This window comes from Paraburkholderia sp. MM6662-R1 (genome assembly GCF_050436245.1).
Lineage (GTDB): Bacteria > Pseudomonadota > Gammaproteobacteria > Burkholderiales > Burkholderiaceae > Paraburkholderia > Paraburkholderia tuberum.
In genome coordinates, this window is record NZ_JBNDLV010000001.1 from 2,713,074 (window position 1) to 2,729,653 (window position 16,580).

A 16,580-nucleotide genomic window follows, 5' to 3' on the forward strand; every position below is an offset into this window, starting at 1 on the left:
AACAAAGCAAGGAAAGGCCAACAAAGCCAGAACAACGACAAAAAAGCGCCCCGCCTCGCTTCAGGCAAACGTATCGACCAATCCAACCTGCTGCCGCACGGCAACATTACCGATGGCATCGCTGGAACTGTCCCCTGCAAGGGCGCCCCCACCATCACTGCCCCTCTTCCCATTCCCCCCACCCGCGCCAGCGCCCTGCTGTTGTTGCCCGCTCTGCCGCGCAAACCCATCACTCACACTCGCGCTGCCGAGCCCAATCCCATTCGACTCCATCGCCTCGCGAAGCTTCGGCAACGCCGCCTCGACCGCCTCCCGCACCGACTGGTGCTGCGAAACGAACAGCGCATGCGCATGGTTATCCGCCACCTGCAACACGACCTGCAACGGCCCCAGATCCTTCGGATTGAGCGTCAGCTCAGCACTCTGCGAATGCGCATTCGACAAAAACACCACCTTCTGGCTCAGCGCGTCTTCCCAGTCGCTCGTGCCGACCTGCGGCGTCAACGCATTCGCGGCGGCGGCCGCGCTCGCATTGCCCGTACTCTGCGCTGCCGCCGTCGTGCTCGCGGCGTTCGCTGCCGCCTGCGTCGCGGCCAGCGCGGCGTTCGCCGCCTCGGACGCGCTGCGCGCCGATGCGAGGTTGTCCGCCTGGCCGCTCGTCGCGGCCGCGGCGCTCAACGCATCGGCGGCCGACTTCGCTGCCGACGGATCGGCCAGCGCGGTCGCGGCGGCCGTCGCCGCCGACGTCGTGTGGGTCGTCGAGGCGCCCTTGCCGTTGCCGAACAGGCCGCTCGCGAGCGCCTTGTCGTCCGACGTGCCGTTCAGGCCGTTTTTCGTGCTGCTCAAGCCGCCCGCCGCGCTCGACACGCTCGCGGCTTTTGCGGCCGCGCCGGCAGCAAGCGCGGCCGCGGGCACCGCGCCCTGGCCGCTCGACAGCGCGGACAGCGCCCTCTGCAACGCATCCTGCAGCGACTTCGGATCGACCGCGCCTTTCCTGCTTGCCGCGGTGGCCGCGAGCGCGCTCGTGGCCGTGCCGGCCAGCGCGCTCGCCGCATCGGCGGCGGAGCTCGCGGCATCGGTCGTGGTGGTGGCGTTCGAGTCGGCGTTGTTGGCGACGACCTGTGCCTGCGCTTGCGCCTGAGCCTGGGCGGCAGCCGCAGCCGCGGCGAGCGCGCCAGCGTCGGTTTGCGCCTTGGTGTCTTTCTGCCTGGCTTGCGTCGCGGTCGCCTGGCTGTTCGATGTCTGCTGCGTTGGTGTCGTCGACGCCGTGGACGACGGCGATGACGCGCTGCTGCTGGCCGCGTTGCTCGCTGTGCCGTTGCCGTTCTGGCTGCCGCTCGCGCTCTGCTGCGAGGAAGCGGGAGCGGACGCGGAAGCGGAAGCGGAAGCGGAAGCGGGCGGCGGCGCACTGGGCGCGCGCGGCGCCGAGGCTTGCGACGCCGTCGCTGAACTGGTCTGCTGTTGATTCGCGCTGTTCTGCTGGTCGATGCTTTGCTGCAAGGTCTGCGCGAACGGGCTCGAGACCGCGGCGTTCGCGGACGCGCTGCTCGACCCATTGCCGCTCGTGTCGAGCAGCGTGCTCAGTTGGGAGCCGATCTGTGAAAGAAGCGACATAAAGAATCCTGTGAGTCGGTCGAACGGGTGTGCCGTAGGGCGTTAGCCGCGAGGCAAGGCCTCACGCGCCGTCGGCTCGCATGCGCAGACTCCGCGCCGCATATTCGTCGGCGTCGCGCTGTTCGCGCCGCGCCGCAACCTTCGCCTCGGCCGCCTCGCCGCGCGCCTGCAGCACTTCGTACGAGCCGAGCTTCTGCTTGTGGCGCTGCCAGTCGGGCTTCGCCGCCTCGAGGCGCGCGCTCGCCGCCGCGAGCAGGCTGCGCTGCTGCTCGATCGCGGCATCGAGCGTGTCGATGAACGCCTGGAAGTTGCGCATGTTGCCGGCCGGCATGCCCGACTGCGCGCTCTCCATGAAGCGTGCGTAGTATTCGTCGCGGTACTGCACGAGCGCATCGAGTTGCGCCTGTACGTCGTTGCGCTCGCGCTGCGCGCGGCCGAGCCGCTGCGCGGCGGCATCCACGTCGTCCTGCGCAAGACCGATCAGCGTCTTGATCGGAAAATGTTTCGACATCGTCAGCCTCCTCGGCCCTAGGCAAACAGCGCGTTCAGCATGTCGATGCTCGGCTGGAAGTTCGCGCACTCGCGAAAGCCTTGCTGCAGGAACGCTTCCATCCGCGGATACAGCGCGATCGCGCGATCGAGCACCGCGTCGCGCCCGCTCGAATACGCGCCGACGTTGATCAGATCGCGGTTGCGCTGATAGCGCGACAGCATCTGCTTGAACATACGCGTTTTATTCAGATGGTTATCGTCGATCAGCGCGGTCATTGCCCGGCTAATCGACGCTTCGATATCGATCGCAGGGTAGTGGCCGGCTTCGGCGAGCGAGCGCGACAGCACGATGTGGCCGTCGAGAATCGCGCGCGCCGAGTCGGCGATCGGGTCCTGCTGGTCGTCGCCTTCGGTGAGCACCGTGTAGAACGCGGTGATCGAGCCGCCGCCCGCCGGTCCGTTGCCGGTGCGCTCGACGAGCGCCGGCAGCTTCGCGAACACCGACGGCGGATACCCCTTGGTCGCGGGCGGCTCGCCGATCGCGAGCGCGATCTCGCGCTGCGCCATCGCGTAACGGGTCAGCGAATCCATTAGCAGCAGCACGTGCTTGCCCTGGTCGCGGAAGTATTCGGCGAGCGAGGTCGAGTACGCGGCGGCCTGCATCCGCAACAGCGGCGACACGTCGGCCGGCGCGGCGATCACGACCGAGCGCGCCAACCCTTCCTCGCCGAGAATCTGTTCGATGAACTCCTTCACTTCGCGGCCACGTTCGCCGATCAGGCCGATCACGATCACCTCGGCGCTGGTGTAGCGCGCCATCGTGCCGAGCAGCACCGATTTACCGACGCCCGAACCCGCGAACAGCCCCATCCGTTGACCACGACCGACGGTCAACAGCGAGTTGATCGCGCGCACGCCGACGTCGAGCACCTTGTGAATCGGCTCGCGATTGAGCGGATTGATGACCGGCGCGGACAGCGGCGCGTCCCTTTGCGTGCCGAGCGGGCCGAGGCCGTCGAGCGGACGGCCGGATGCATCGAGCACGCGGCCGAGCAATTCCCAGCCGACCGGTAGACGCTTCGCGCCCGCGAGCGGGTCGGCGATCGGCGCGCTTTCGAGCGGAAAGACCCGCGCGCCGGGCAACAGGCCGATCACTTCGGTGGTCGGCATCAGGAACAGCTTGTCGCCGGCGAAGCCGACCACTTCGGCTTCGGCCATCGGCAGCGAACTGCCGGGCGGCAACTCGATCATCACTTCGGCGCCCACCGACAGACGCAGGCCGACCGCTTCGAGCACGAGACCGGCCGCGCGTGTGAGACGCCCGCACGCGCGCAGCGGCTTCGCGATCGCGTTGCGCGCGCGCAGCGCGTCGAGCTGGCCGCGCCATGCCTGCATGTGGGGATTGATGTCGAGCGCGGGATCGTAGGACGGCGCGTGCGCAGCGTGAGCGGCGCAAGCACTGCGCGCGGCGTGGTCCGTCGCGGCGGACTCGCGGCTCGCCGCCGCGCCTGTCGCCGGATGTGCGCTCGCAGGAGCGTGCCAAGCCGCATCCGGGGGCTGCGGCATACCGGCCGACTCGACATCGACCAGCGCCTCGGCGCCGAACGACGCCAACGCGAGCTCGCGTTCGAGCGGCGTCAGATCGCTCGCGCGGATCTCGTCGAGCGTCGGCTTCACCACGTGCTCACCTTGCCGAGCGCGGCGGCGACGCGCTGCCAGCGCGTGTCGATGCCCGCGTCGACCTCGCCGGTGCCGGCCTGCGCGCGGCAACCGCCACGCTCCACCGATGCGTCGGTGCGCACGGTCCAGCCGCGCGTTTGCAATTCTTCGAGCAGATACGCCTCGACGACCGGCAGATCGGCGGGACTCACGATCAGCGCCGGCGCGCCGGCGAGCGCGGGCTCGGCCGCGAGTACCTCGCGCGCGGCCGCGATCAGTGCGGTCGGGTCGTGCTGCACGTGCTGGCGCACGACCTGCTGCGCGATGTCGAGCGCGAGTGCGATCAGCGTTTCGGAGATCGCGTGCTGCGCGCCATCGAGCGCGCTCTTGAAGGTTTCGGCGAGCGCGGCGAGCCGCATCGCTTCCTCGCGCGCCTCGGTCTGGCCTTGCGCGAAACCCTGCGCGTGCCCCTGGTCATAGCCCGCCTGATAGCCGAGCGCCTGGCCGGCCACATGACCGGACGCGACGCCCTGTGCATGCGCGGCTTCGCGGCGGTGCTCGAGTTCGGCTTCGAACGCGCGCTCGTCGAACTCGGGTTCGGCCGGCGGCGGCGCCGGCGGAGCCGGGTCGAACGACGCCATCTCCCAGCGCTGGTAGGCCGAGAGGCTTTCCTTTGCCGGGGCGTTCGGATCAGACATAGGCGTCTTCCGCCTTGCCGCCTAGAACGATCTGCCCGCTCTCGGCCAGGTTGCGCACGATCTGCAGGATGCGGCGCTGCTGCGTCTCGACTTCGGACACGCGTACCGGGCCGCGCGCGTCGAGGTCTTCGGCGAGCAACTCGGCCGCGCGCTGCGACATGTTCGACAGGAACTTCTGACGCAGCGCGGGCGCCGCGCCCTTCAGCGAGATGATCAGCGCTTCGGATTCGACTTCCTTCAGCAGCAGCTGGATCGCGCGGTCTTCGAGGTCGAGCAGGTTCTCGAACACGAACATCTGGTCGATGATCTTCTGCGCGAGCTCGGCGTCGTACTGGCGCACGTTTTCGATGACGCCTTCCTCGTGGTTGCTCGACATGAAGTTCAGAATCTCGGCCGCCGTGCGGATACCGCCCATCGGGCTGCGCTTCAGGTTGTCGCTGCCGGACAAGAGGCCGGTCAGCACGTCGTCGAGCTCGCGCAGCGCGGCCGGCTGGATGCCGTCGAGCGTCGCGATCCGCAGCAGCACGTCGTTGCGCAGCCGGTCCGTGAAACACCCGACGATCTCCGAAGCCTGATCGCGGTCCAGATGCACGAGGATCGTCGCGATGATCTGCGGATGCTCGTTCTTGATCAGTTCCGCGACCGCCGCCGAGTCCATCCACTTCAGGCCTTCGATGCCGCTCGTGTCGCTGCCCTGCAGGATCCGGTCGATGATCGCGCCGGCCTTGTCGTCGCCTAGCGCCTTGGTCAGCACGGAGCGGATGTAATCGCTCGAATCGAGCGACATGCCGGTGTGCTGCTCGGCCTCGCGCACGAACTCCTGCAGCACCTCGTCGACCTGCTCGCGGGTGACGTTCTTCAGCGCGGCCATCGCGACGCCGATTTTCTGAACCTCACGGGGGCCCAGAAACTTGAACACCTGCGCCGCCTCTTCCTCGCCGATCGACATCAGCAGCAGCGCGCTCTTCACTACGCCTTCAGCGCTCATCGGACACCCAGTTCTTGACGACGGTTGCTACGACCTTCGGATCCTGACGCGCGATGCTGCGCGCGAACTCCAGGTTCCGCTCGTATTTGTGCTTCGCGTTTTCGAGCGCGAGCTGCTCGCTATCCGCTTCGATTTCGACCACCGCGCCATCGCGCTCCTCGGCCGGGATGCCGTCGAGCAGCACCGGTTCGTCGGGCGCCATCAGCGCGGCAACCGGCTCGGGCGGCGGCGGGAAGGCGCGGCGCAACGCCGGCTTCACCATCACGAAGTAGAGGAACAGGGCCACCGCGCCGATGCCGAGGTACGTCGCGATCTGCTTGTACAGCGCGAGCATGTCGGGCGTGCGCCACCATGGCAGGTCGGCGTTCGGGTCGAGCTCGGTGGTAAACGCGCTGTTGACCACGTTGACCGAGTCGCCGCGCGACGCGTCGAAGCCCATCGCGTCCTTCACGAGCTGGGTGATCTGCGCGAGCTTGTCGGCGCTGACCGGCTGCATCGTCACGTGACCCTTCGGATCGACGACCCGCAGATAATTGACGACTACCGCGACCGACAGCCGGCGGATGCCGCCCATCGGCTGGTCGACGTGGCGCACGGTCTTGTCGAGCTCGTAGTTGGTGGTCGAATCCTTGCGGTCGCTGACCGGCGTCGTGGTGACCGAGCTCGCGCCGTTGCCCGCCACGATCGGCGCGGAGGCCGGCTGCGGCGGCTGGTTCGACAGCGCGCCCGGCACCCCCGAGGCACCGCCTTGCGACATTTCGGTGGCGCTGCTCGACTGCTGGCTGCGGATCGCGGCCTGCTGCGGATTGCCGTTCGGGCCGTAGTTCTCGGAGGTCTGCTCGCTGTGCGAGAAGTCGATGTCGGCGCTGACCTGCGAGCGCGCGTTGCCGGCGCCGAACAGCGGCGCGAGGATCGTGTCGATGCGCTGCTGGGTGTTGCGCTCGATCTGCTGGCGGAACTTCAGTTGGGTCGCATCGAGTCCGCTGCCATTGGTGGGCTGCGTGAGCAGGTTGCCGTCCTGGTCGAGGATCGTCACGCCGCGCACCGGCATTTCCGGCACCGCCGACGCGACCATGTGCGTAATCGCGACGACCTGCCCTTCGTCGAGCACGCGGCCCGGGTACAGGTTCACGAGCACCGCCGCCGACGGCGCTTCCTTGTCGCGCACGAACACGCTCGGCTTCGGAATCGCGAGATGCACGCGCGCCGATTTGACGCTCGAGATCGCTTCGATCGTGCGTTCGAGTTCGCCTTCGAGCGCGCGCTGATAGTTGATCTGCTCGTCGAACTGGCTGATGCCGAATTTCTGGTTGTCCATCAGCTCGAAGCCGACCGAGCCACTCTTCGGCAGCCCCTGTGATGCGAGGCGCAGGCGCATCTCGTGGACCTGCTCGGCCGGCACGAGGATCGCGCTGCCGCTTTCGGACAGCTTGTACGGAATATTGGCCTGCTGCAGCGCGGTGATGATCGAGCCGCCGTCGCGGTCGGACAGATTGCTGTAGAGCACCTTGTAGCTGGGCGCGCGCGACCACAGGAACAGGCCGGCGACGACCGCCACCAGCAGCGCGACCGCGAACACGAGCGGCGCGCGCGGGTTGCCGCGCATCTGCGCGAGTCCGGACAGACGCTGGCCGAAATTGCCGCCGATACCTCCCAGGCCGCCCAGGCCACCGAGGTCGGCCGTGCCGCCGGCCTGGCCGCTACCGGCCTGGCCGGCAGCGGGCTGCGCGCCGGCGAGCCCCATACGGGCGTCGGGGTTGATCAACGAGTTGGCTGACGAATCCATGCGTCGGGTTTCTCCGGGGAATGCCTTGGCGTTCTGTCGTGATGCCGCGCCGGGGCTGGGCGGACGGACAGAGACTTTCACCTTTGAAATTATCCGCAGCGCCGCTGAACCCGATTGCTTGAATAGAGCCGGGTTTTCCCTCTAGTTTCGGGACTTTCCGCGAGGAGCCGCTGCTATGCTTTCGTCCAGATCGGTACACCGTCCGGCGGTCCGATCGCACATCCAACGGAGAAAACATGACCATGCCCGTGAACGCGCTATCGTCGGCGCTGCAACAGATGCAGGCGATGGCGGCGCAGGCGGCCGGCGACGCGACCCCGGCGGCGGAGCAATCCGGCGCGGCGACGCCCACCAACTTCGCGGCGGCGCTGAAGGCTTCGCTCGACAAGATCAGCGGCGACCAGCAGAAGGCGGTCGGCGAGTCGCAGGCGTTCGAGCTCGGCGCGTCGAACGTGTCGCTGAACGACGTGATGGTCGACATGCAGAAGGCCAACATCGGCTTCCAGTTCGGCCTGCAGGTGCGCAACAAGCTGGTCGCCGCGTACAACGACATCGCGCAGATGTCGATCTGAGCGGGACGCTGCCGGCGCTTGCGCCGGCGGCTTCGTGCCGTGTTTCCCGGGCTCGCCCAGCGGCGCTTTCGATCCTCCTTACACCGGACTAAAGCTTTGTCGTCGCGCATCCGATAACCCAATTACAGGTCAGCGAGCGGCGCGTCGACGCGCCGCGCGGCCACGCCACGACTTAACCGCAGCCAGTATAAGAGGAGGAGCGCCGATGTTTTCCCAAGGGCACGCTGGAGCCAACGCGTATGCGCGTGTCGGTATCGAGACATCCGTGATGGGCGCAAGTCCGCATCGTCTGATCGTGTTGCTGTACCAGGGCGCACGTCAGGCGATCGCGCAAAGCCGCATGCATTTGCAGCAGGGCAACGTGGCCGAGCGTGGCATGGCGATCAGCAAGGCGATCCGGATCATCGAAAGCGGGCTGCAGCAGTCGCTCAACCTCGAGGTGGGCGGCGAAATCGCCGAACGCCTCAATGCTTTGTACGACTATATGGCGCGTCGACTGTTGCAAGCCAATATCAATCAGAGCGAGGCGATGCTCGTGGAAGTGGACCGTCTGCTCGCGACGCTCGAAGAGGCATGGATCGGGATAGCCCCGGAGATCGCGCGGATGGCAGCACAGCCAGCCGCGGAAAGCCTGAGATGACATCGAACGCAGAATATTTTGCCCGCTACGAGGCGATCGCGGCGCTGTCCTGCCGCATGCTGATGGCGGCCCGTCGTGCACTGTGGAACGACCTGGTGCACTTGCAGGAAGAGTATCGGCAGCTGGTCGAAGCGCTGCGCGAAGCCGACGTGGGCGTCAAGCTCGACGAGGCCGAACGCCTGCGCAAGTACGCGCTGATCCGCCAGATCCTCGCCGACGACGCCGCGATCCGCGACCTCGCGAATCCGCGCATGGCGCATCTGTCGGCGCTGTTCGCCGGCCGGTCGACGCGCGTGCTGAAGGAGTTGTACGGGGCGCGCTGAGCGCGAGCGGGCGCGCGCGTGAGCTGGCGCTACGCCGCACGCGTCTGAAGGATCGGAGCAATCAGAGCATCGCGCGCATTGCCGCCGATGCGACCAAGGAACCGGCATGAACGGAATCGATTCGGCCCTCGCTTCGGTGCTGTCGAGCCGGATCGACAGCCTGCTCAGCATCGCGCCGGGAACCGCGACCACCTCGCAGACCGGCGCGGCCGGCGTCGATACCGCGGTTCCCGCGGCGCCTGCGAACGTGACGCCCGCGCCCCAGCCGTCCGCGCAAACCGCGCTGTCGGCCGTCGCGCTGACGCTGAATGCGATTGCGCACTCAGGCGGCGAGGCCACACCGGCGGTGCTCGGCCGCGCGCCGATCTGGGCGGCCGCGCCGGCGCTCGACGTCGCCATCGAAAGCTTGCCGCTGACCGATGCGGCGGGCGCCGCGACAGTCAATTTCGCTGCCGGCGATTCCGCCGCTGCTGCCAACACCAATACCAATCCCAACGCTGCCGCCAGCGCAACCGCGGCCGCCACCGCGAGCGTGGCGGCGACCGAAGTGCCGGTCGCGGCGCTCGCGGCCGCGCTGCAACAGACGGTCGCCGACAGCGGCCTGTTCTACGAGGCGCATCTCGCGGCGTGGCTGGTCGGCCAGCGTTCGCCGGCCCAACTGGCGAACGAGGCGCAGAACCAGCTCGTCGCAGATTCTCAATTGCCTCCCGACTGGAGCGCCGACGCTGGCGACGCGGGCGCGCGGTCCGCTGCGGCGAACGGAGCCCCCGAGGCAACGCCACGCGGCACGGCGAACGTTGCCGAGAACAACCCTGCCATGCACGCGATGCCGTCGATCCTGACCGCGCAGGCCGCGCGACTCGTCGCGGGCGAGCTGCTGGCCAGCTCGGTGTCCGACCTGAATGGCCAGTCCACACACGCGGGGCTGCACAGCGCGGTGTCCCAGGCGGCCGATGCCGGCTCGTCGCAGAGCGCGCAGGCGATGGCGGCGGCGGTGCATCCGGCGACGGTGCCGCTCGTGCGCCAGCAGCTCGATCTGCTTGCGACCGGGCAGTTCCGGTGGACCGGCGAGGCGTGGCCCGGCGCGCGTCTGGACTGGACGATCGAGCAGGATGGCGACGAATGGGACCGCAGCGGCGGCGGCCTCGCGAGCGAGGACGACCAGCCGTGGCGCACGCGCCTGACGCTGTCGCTGCCGACGCTCGGCACCGTCGATGCCGAACTGACGCTGACCGGCACGCGGCTGACCGCGCGCGTGCAGGCGAGCCCGCGGGGCGCCGCGCGGCTCGCGATGCAGGGGGACGGTTTCCGTCAGCAGCTCGCGGCGGCGGGGCTCGAGTTGCAGGGATTGACGATTCGCGAGATCGGCGGCGGTGTGCCTGGTACTACCGCGGCGGGCACCTCGGCGGCGGGTGCGCAGGCCGCGGGCGCGTATGCACGGTCGGCGTCGGCGGCTGTGGCCACGTCGACGGCGTCGGCGTCGGGCGCCGCATCGCGCGACGACCTCGATTGGGATATCTGATGAGCCGCACCCAACGTCGCAGCGCGGCTGCGCTTGTTTATGACGCTCATGGCGGCGAGCCCGCCCCGCGTCTGGTCGCCAAGGGGTATGGGCTGCTCGCTGAGATGATCGTGCAGCGCGCGAAGGAGGCTGGGCTCTATGTGCATGAGGCGCCCGAGATGGTGTCGCTGCTGATGCAAGTCGATCTGGATGCGCGGATTCCACCGCAGCTTTATCAGGCTGTCGCCGAGTTGCTGGCCTGGTTGCATCGGCTCGAGAGTGGGGCCGATGCTGAGACGGGCAATGGCGCTGGCGCGCCGGATGTGGTTGATGTTGTTGCTACTGATGTGCCTGGCGGCGCTAGTACTGCGGATCACTGAAGGTGTGTGTTTGCCCTTTGGCAGGGCGGGCGCTTTTTTGGCGTTGTTCTTTGCGGTGTTGGCCTTTCCTTGTTGTCTTATCGGTCTATTAGCGTTGCCCCTGTGCGGGGCGGCACCTACTTTCTTTGCTGCTGCAAAGAAAGTAGGCAAAGAAGACAGCTAAAACCGCCAGCTCTTAAGCGGGTCCCTCGGTCCGCATGAGGTAGTGGTGCATCTGGAATCCGTGCTCCCGCACATTCGGCGCCAGTGACAAGGCCGTCATTCTTCCGGCGGCGCTACGCGCGCCGAAAACCCGTTCAAAACCCACTGGTTGTTTCGGCGCATCGCCGAGGCGCAGCCGATGGCTCCGCTGCGCGGGCAAAACCATTGGTTTCCCAGGCAGACCCCTCCGCGACGCACGTAGTGCGGAGTGGGAGGGATGACGGCTTTGTCACGAACGCGGGATGTGCGGGGGCCCGGATTCCAGATGCACCACTACCCCTCGCAAGCTAGGGGACCCGCTTATGAGCTTGCGGTTTTAGCTGTCTTCTTTGCCTACTTTCTTTGCAGCAGCAAAGAAAGTAGGTGCCGCCCCGCACAGGGGCAACGCCAATAGACCGATAAGTCAGCAAGGAAAGGCCAACACCGCAAAGAACAAAGACAAAAAAAGGCCTCACCCCGCCCAAGGGCAAAATCAAAACCTCATCATCAACTTCAACACCGCGTTCACGCGTCTCCCGTACGGTGGCGAAATCAACCCGCGCGCATTCAAGCGCGCCTGCACGAGCACGGGCTTCATCTTGGAAAAAGTAACGAACCCCTCGTACCCATGGTACGCCCCCATCCCACTCGCCCCGACCCCGCCGAACGGCAAACTCTCACATGCCAGATGCATCAGCGTCTCGTTAACCGCCATGCCGCCGGCGATCGTTTCATGCGTGACACGCTCAATCGTCCGCGCATCGTCGGCATAGAGATAAAGCGCCAGCGGCCGCGGCCGCGCATTGATCCACGCGATCGCGTCGTCGAGCGTGTCGTACGGCACGAGCGGCAACAGCGGCCCGAAAATCTCCTCCTGCATCAGCGCGCATTCGTCCGGCGCGCCAGTCACGGCGATCAGCGGAAAGCGCCGGCTCCCGGCATCGGGCGTCGCGTTGGTCAGCGCATGCAATTGCGCGCCCGCAGCCCGCGCTTCGTCGGCGAGACGTTCGAGCCGCTCGAAGTGCCGCGAAGAAATGATCGACGTGTAATCCGGGTTCTGCGCGAAGTCCGGATACATCCTCGCCATCCGCACGCGCGCCCGTTCGATGAACGCCTGCTCCTTGCCGCGCGGCACCAGCACGTAGTCGGGCGCCACACAGGTCTGCCCCGCGTTCAGCGTCTTGCCGGCGATCAGATTGTCGACCGCGTTGTCGAAACGCGCATGCGCGCCGATCAGCGCCGGCGATTTGCCGCCGAGTTCGAGCGTGACCGGCGTCAGATGCTCGGCCGCCGCGCGCATCACTTCGTGACCGACCTTCGTCGAGCCGGTGAACAGCAGATGATCGAACGGCAACGCGCTGAACGCGGCCGCGAGCGCCGCATCGCCGTTGACGACCGCGACGTGAGTGCGCGCGAACGTCTGACCGATCAGCAGCTCGAATAGCGCCGAGGTGCGCGGCGTCAGTTCGGACATCTTGATGATCGCGCGATTGCCGGCCGTCAGCGCGCTGATCAACGGCCCGACCGCGAGCAGCACCGGATAATTCCACGGCACGATGATGCCGACCACGCCGAGCGGCTGCGGCACCACCTTCGCGCGCGCCGGCAGCAGCCACTTGTTGGTGCGGCGGCGCTGCGCTTTCATCCAGCGCTTGCCGTGACGCAGCGCGGCGTCGATCTCTTCCTTCACGAGCAGGAATTCGGCGAGCAGCACTTCTTCCTTCGCGCGATTGCCGAAGTCCGCGTGCATCGAGTCGGCGAGCGCGTCGCGATTGTCGAGCATCAGCTTGCGCAGCGCACGCAGATGCGTCGCGCGCGTGTCCCACGACGGATACGGCGCGCGCAGATACGCATGACGTTGATCGCGCAACAGTGCTTGGAGCGCGGCGACCTCCGGCACATCGTTCTTCATGTGAGTCCACTCCCAGATGGATGACCGTGCGCGTCGAGCGCACTTATATTGGTGTGAGGTTGAGTCGGAGTTGCGAGCGGCGCGCTCGGGGTTTGCGCGCCCGCCGCGGTTACGCGGGAAAGGCGCGCTTGACGATCGCCGCGTGATCGAACGTGGCCGGCAGCGTGCCGTACACGCGGCCGCTTTCGCCGCAGCCGTCGGCGAGGCGCGTCGCGATGAACGCGTCGGCGACCTCGGCGGGCGCGTGCTGCGCGAGCAGCGTCGCCTGCGCGATCAGCACGATCTGCTGCGCGATACGTCGCGCCGACGCCTCGCGCGGTTCGGCCGGTCCGTTCAGCGTCGCGGCGAGGCGCGCGAGTGCCGCGCCCAACGCCGGATGCGCGCGGGCGACGTCCTGCCAGGCGGCGAACAGCGCTTGCGCGGCCTGCGGCTCGCGCTCCATCGCGCGCAGCACGTCGAGGCACATCACGTTGCCCGAGCCTTCCCAGATCGAGTTGACCGGCGCCTCGCGATAGAAGCGCGCCATCGGCCCGGTTTCGACGTAGCCGTTGCCGCCCCAGACTTCCATCGCCTCGCCGGTGAATTCGAGCGCGCGCTTGCAGACCCAGTACTTCGCGGCAGGCGTAACGATGCGCCGCCAGGCGCGTTCGGCCGATGAAGCCGACGACGCGTCGGCGGATTCCTCGAACGCGCGCGCGAGACGCATGAACAGCACCGTAGCCGCTTCGGATTCGAGCGCGAGATCGGCGAGCACGTTGCGCATCAGCGGCTGCTCGGCAAGGTGCCGGCCGAACGCGCTGCGATGCCGCGCATGATGGACCGCCTGCACGAGCGCGGCACGCATCAGCGCGGCGCTGCCGATCACGCAGTCGAGCCGCGTGTAGCTCGCCATTTCGATGATTGTCGGCACGCCGCGTCCTTCGTCGCCGATCATCACACCGTACGCGTCGAGAAATTCGACTTCGCTGCTTGCGTTGGAGCGATTGCCGAGCTTGTCCTTCAGGCGCTGGATCTGCACCGCGTTCTTGCTGCCGTCCGGCGCGAAGCGCGGCACGAAAAAGCACGACAGCCCCTCGTGCGTGTCGGTGCGCGCGAGCACCAGATGCGCGTCGCACTGCGGCGCCGAGAAGAACCATTTATGACCGACGAGCCGGTAGGCGCCGCCGCGTCCGCCGGCACCGTCGAACGCATGGGCGCGCGTCCGGTTGCTGCGCACGTCGGAGCCGCCCTGTTTCTCGGTCATGCCCATGCCGATCATCGCCGAGCGCTTTTGCGTGAGCGGCACGTCGCGCGGATCGTGCTCGCGTGTGTACAACTGGTCGCGCAGCGTATCGAACAACGTGGATTCGCGCTGCAACACCGGAATGCTCGCGAATGTCATCGTCAGTGGGCATAGCGAGCCGGATTCGATCTGCGCATGCATGAAGTAGCCGGCGCAGCGCGCGGCCATCGCGCCGCTTCGCGGCTCGGCGAACGGCAGCGCGTGTAGCCCTTCGCGGCGCAGCAGCGCGAGCAGTTCATGCCACGCGGGATGGAACTCGAGCGCGTCGATGCGCTCGCCGCGCGGACTATGCGTGACCAGCTCCGGCGTATGGCGGTTGGCGAGCTCCGCGAGCGCGAGCGTGTCGGGCGTCGTCAGCGTCGCGCCGTGTCGTAGCAGCGCCTCGCGATGCCAGCTCGCGCCGTCGCGATCGACGGCCGCGCTCAAAGCGGCGTCGCTCGCGAACAGGTTGTAGTCCGCGAGCGGCGGTGCCTGATTCGTCACTTCGTGAGTCTGGCCGAAGCCGTGCCGTTCCATCTGCTGTCTCCTTGCTTTCGCTATTGTGCGCCGCTTCGCCGACGGCATCCCCGATGCGCTTTGTCGCATCTGTTCGAGCGCCGCGCGTGATGCCGCATGCCGGAAGGAGGGCGCGCGTCGCGCCATGTTTGGAAGCCGCGCGCGGGCCGTACGCGCCTTTCATCATAGGGGCGCGTTGCCGCCGGCGTTTAGAGGAATCGTTCTTTCAGGGAGCCGCCGCAGCCCCAATACGCTCCCTACAATGCGCAGAAAACACACGTAGACAAGTGTGCACGAGACAGGGTCCGCGAGCAACGCGGCCCATCAGGAGGGGCGCATGCAATACGACTACATCATCGTCGGTGCGGGCTCGGGCGGCTGCACGCTCGCGAGCCGTCTCGCGGATAGCTGTCCCGACGCGACCATCGCGCTGATCGAGGCCGGTCCGCATACCGGGCGCAATCTGTTGGTGAACATGCCGGTCGGCGTCGCGGCCGTGGTGCCGAATAGACTGAAGACCAACTACGGCTACCTGACCACGCCGCAGGCGGGGCTCGCCGGTCGCCAGGGCTATCAGCCGCGCGGACGCGGTTTCGGCGGATCGAGCGCGATCAACGCGATGATCTACACGCGCGGCCATCCGCTCGATTACGACGAGTGGGCGCGGCTGGGCTGCGACGGCTGGTCGTGGGCCGAGGTGCTGCCGTATTTTCGCCGCGCCGAAGATAACGAGCGCGGCGCCGATGCGTGGCATGGCGAGGCCGGTCCGCTGACCGTGTCCGATCTGCGCTTCAGGAATCCGTTTTCCAGGCGCTTCGTGCAGGCCGCGCTCGAAGCGGGCTACCAAGCGAACGACGATTTCAACGGCGCGGACCAGGAAGGCATCGGCTTCTATCAGGTCACGCAACGTGACGGGCGCCGTTGCAGCGTCGCGCGCGCATACATCTACGACCGGCCGCGCGCGAACCTGCACACGATGGCCGACGCGACCGTGCTGCGCGTCGTGTTCGACCGCAAGCGCGCGAGCGGCGTCGAAATCGTGCGCGGCGGCCGCACCGAAACGCTCGCGGCGCGCGCCGAGGTCGTGCTCGCCGCTGGGGCGTTCAACTCGCCGCAACTGTTGATGTGCTCGGGCATCGGGCCGGCCGCGCATCTGCGCTCGCTCGGCATCGACGTGCTTCACGATGCGCCCGAGGTCGGCCAGAATCTGATCGATCACATCGATTTCACGATCAACAAGCGTGTGAGGTCGATCGAGCCCACCGGTTTTTCGGTGCGCGGCATCGCGCGGATGCTGCCGCAATTCGTGACCTTCATGCGCCACGGGCGCGGCATGCTGTCGAGCAACGTCGCCGAGGCGGGCGGTTTTCTGAAGAGCCGGCCGACGCTCGCACGGCCCGATCTGCAACTGCATTTCTGCGCGGCGATCGTCGACGATCACAACCGCCATATGCACTGGGGCCACGGCTATTCGCTGCATGTATGCGTGCTGCGTCCGCATAGCCGCGGCACCGTGACGCTCGCAAGCGCCGATGCGCGTGTCGCGCCGCTGATCGATCCGCGCTTTCTGAGCGATGCGCGCGATCTCGATCTGCTCGTCGAGGGCGCGAAGATGGCGCGGCGCATTCTCGGCGCGCCGTCGCTCGCGCTGCACGGCGGCGAGGAGTTGTACACGCGGCCAGGGCAATCGGATGCGGAACTGCGCCAGACGATCGCCGAGCGCGCGGACACGATCTATCACCCGGTCGCGACCTGCCGGATGGGCGGCGACGCGCGCTCGGTCGTCGATCCGCAATTGCGCGTGCGCGGCGTGACGGGGTTGAGGATCGTCGATGCGTCGGTCATGCCGACCCTGATCGGCGGCAACACCAATTCGCCGACGGTGATGATCGGCGAACGGGCTGCGGAGTTGATCGCGACGAGCCGGCGAGAGGGAGCGGGGAGGTCGGCGACGGTGACGCCCCCGAACCCAGGTGACATGCCGGCGCAGGCGGTTTGATCGCCGTTTGCAAGGAGGTCGGCAAACGCGAGCGGCGTAACGCGGCCGGCGGCCGGCCG

14 protein-coding genes are annotated in these 16,580 nt (G+C 67.5%); 6 read left to right on the forward strand and 8 right to left on the reverse strand.

What is annotated here, in order from left to right; all coding sequences use genetic code 11:
* Nucleotides 1-60: 60 nt before the first annotated feature.
* From OKW39_RS12750 to fliF, 6 genes are all read right to left on the reverse strand, one after another.
* On the reverse strand, nt 61-1,614 hold the full coding sequence (locus OKW39_RS12750; RefSeq protein WP_429562804.1) for a flagellar hook-length control protein FliK: 1,554 nt from the start codon (nt 1,612-1,614) through the stop codon (nt 61-63).
* A 61-nt stretch (nt 1,615-1,675) separates the two neighbouring features.
* Nucleotides 1,676-2,125 carry a flagellar export protein FliJ gene (gene fliJ / locus OKW39_RS12755; RefSeq protein WP_018418748.1) on the reverse strand — a complete coding sequence of 150 codons (450 nt, stop codon included), beginning with the start codon at nt 2,123-2,125 and terminating at the stop codon, nt 1,676-1,678.
* A gap of 17 nt (nt 2,126-2,142) precedes the next feature.
* Nucleotides 2,143-3,786: a flagellar protein export ATPase FliI gene (fliI, locus tag OKW39_RS12760; protein WP_429562805.1), complete on the reverse strand. Its 1,644-nt coding sequence runs from the start codon at nt 3,784-3,786 to the stop codon at nt 2,143-2,145.
* A complete protein-coding gene (fliH, locus tag OKW39_RS12765; RefSeq protein ID WP_429335453.1) occupies nt 3,780-4,463 on the reverse strand; it encodes a flagellar assembly protein FliH in 684 nt (227 codons plus the stop codon). Before fliH ends, fliI begins: the two co-directional genes overlap by 7 nt.
* Complete coding sequence (fliG, locus tag OKW39_RS12770) at nt 4,456-5,451, reverse strand: flagellar motor switch protein FliG (RefSeq protein ID WP_018418745.1); 996 nt, start codon at nt 5,449-5,451, stop codon at nt 4,456-4,458. Before fliG ends, fliH begins: the two co-directional genes overlap by 8 nt.
* Entirely contained in the window at nt 5,441-7,237 is a 1,797-nt protein-coding gene (gene fliF / locus OKW39_RS12775) for a flagellar basal-body MS-ring/collar protein FliF (protein ID WP_429562806.1), read from the reverse strand. Before fliF ends, fliG begins: the two co-directional genes overlap by 11 nt.
* Nucleotides 7,238-7,473: 236 nt before the next feature.
* On the opposite strand from fliF, the gene fliE reads away from it, so the two are divergent.
* The 5 genes from fliE to OKW39_RS12800 all read left to right on the forward strand — a co-directional run bounded on the left by fliE (nt 7,474) and on the right by OKW39_RS12800 (nt 10,653).
* Entirely contained in the window at nt 7,474-7,809 is a 336-nt protein-coding gene (fliE, locus tag OKW39_RS12780) for a flagellar hook-basal body complex protein FliE (RefSeq protein WP_090802541.1), read from the forward strand.
* A 205-nt stretch (nt 7,810-8,014) separates the two neighbouring features.
* The gene (gene fliS, locus OKW39_RS12785; RefSeq protein WP_090802543.1) at nt 8,015-8,449 is read left to right on the forward strand and encodes a flagellar export chaperone FliS; all 435 of its coding nucleotides are present in this window, start codon (nt 8,015-8,017) and stop codon (nt 8,447-8,449) included.
* Complete coding sequence (locus OKW39_RS12790) at nt 8,446-8,772, forward strand: flagellar protein FliT (protein ID WP_090802544.1); 327 nt, start codon at nt 8,446-8,448, stop codon at nt 8,770-8,772. Before fliS ends, OKW39_RS12790 begins: the two co-directional genes overlap by 4 nt.
* Nucleotides 8,773-8,878: 106 nt before the next feature.
* On the forward strand, nt 8,879-10,294 hold the full coding sequence (locus tag OKW39_RS12795) for a flagellar hook-length control protein FliK (RefSeq protein ID WP_429562807.1): 1,416 nt from the start codon (nt 8,879-8,881) through the stop codon (nt 10,292-10,294).
* On the forward strand, nt 10,294-10,653 hold the full coding sequence (locus OKW39_RS12800; protein ID WP_184065870.1) for an EscU/YscU/HrcU family type III secretion system export apparatus switch protein: 360 nt from the start codon (nt 10,294-10,296) through the stop codon (nt 10,651-10,653). The genes OKW39_RS12795 and OKW39_RS12800 overlap by 1 nt, the downstream gene beginning before the upstream one ends.
* Nucleotides 10,654-11,326: 673 nt before the next feature.
* Here the strand turns inward: OKW39_RS12800 and OKW39_RS12805 are convergent.
* Nucleotides 11,327-12,745 carry a coniferyl aldehyde dehydrogenase gene (locus OKW39_RS12805; RefSeq protein ID WP_429562808.1) on the reverse strand — a complete coding sequence of 473 codons (1,419 nt, stop codon included), beginning with the start codon at nt 12,743-12,745 and terminating at the stop codon, nt 11,327-11,329.
* 109 nt (nt 12,746-12,854) lie between these two features.
* The gene (locus OKW39_RS12810; RefSeq protein ID WP_429562809.1) at nt 12,855-14,543 is read right to left on the reverse strand and encodes an isovaleryl-CoA dehydrogenase; all 1,689 of its coding nucleotides are present in this window, start codon (nt 14,541-14,543) and stop codon (nt 12,855-12,857) included.
* 316 nt (nt 14,544-14,859) lie between these two features.
* Here OKW39_RS12810 and OKW39_RS12815 point away from each other — a divergent pair, with 316 nt between their 5' ends.
* A complete protein-coding gene (locus tag OKW39_RS12815; protein ID WP_429562810.1) occupies nt 14,860-16,521 on the forward strand; it encodes a GMC family oxidoreductase in 1,662 nt (553 codons plus the stop codon).
* Nucleotides 16,522-16,580: the final 59 nt, after the last annotated feature.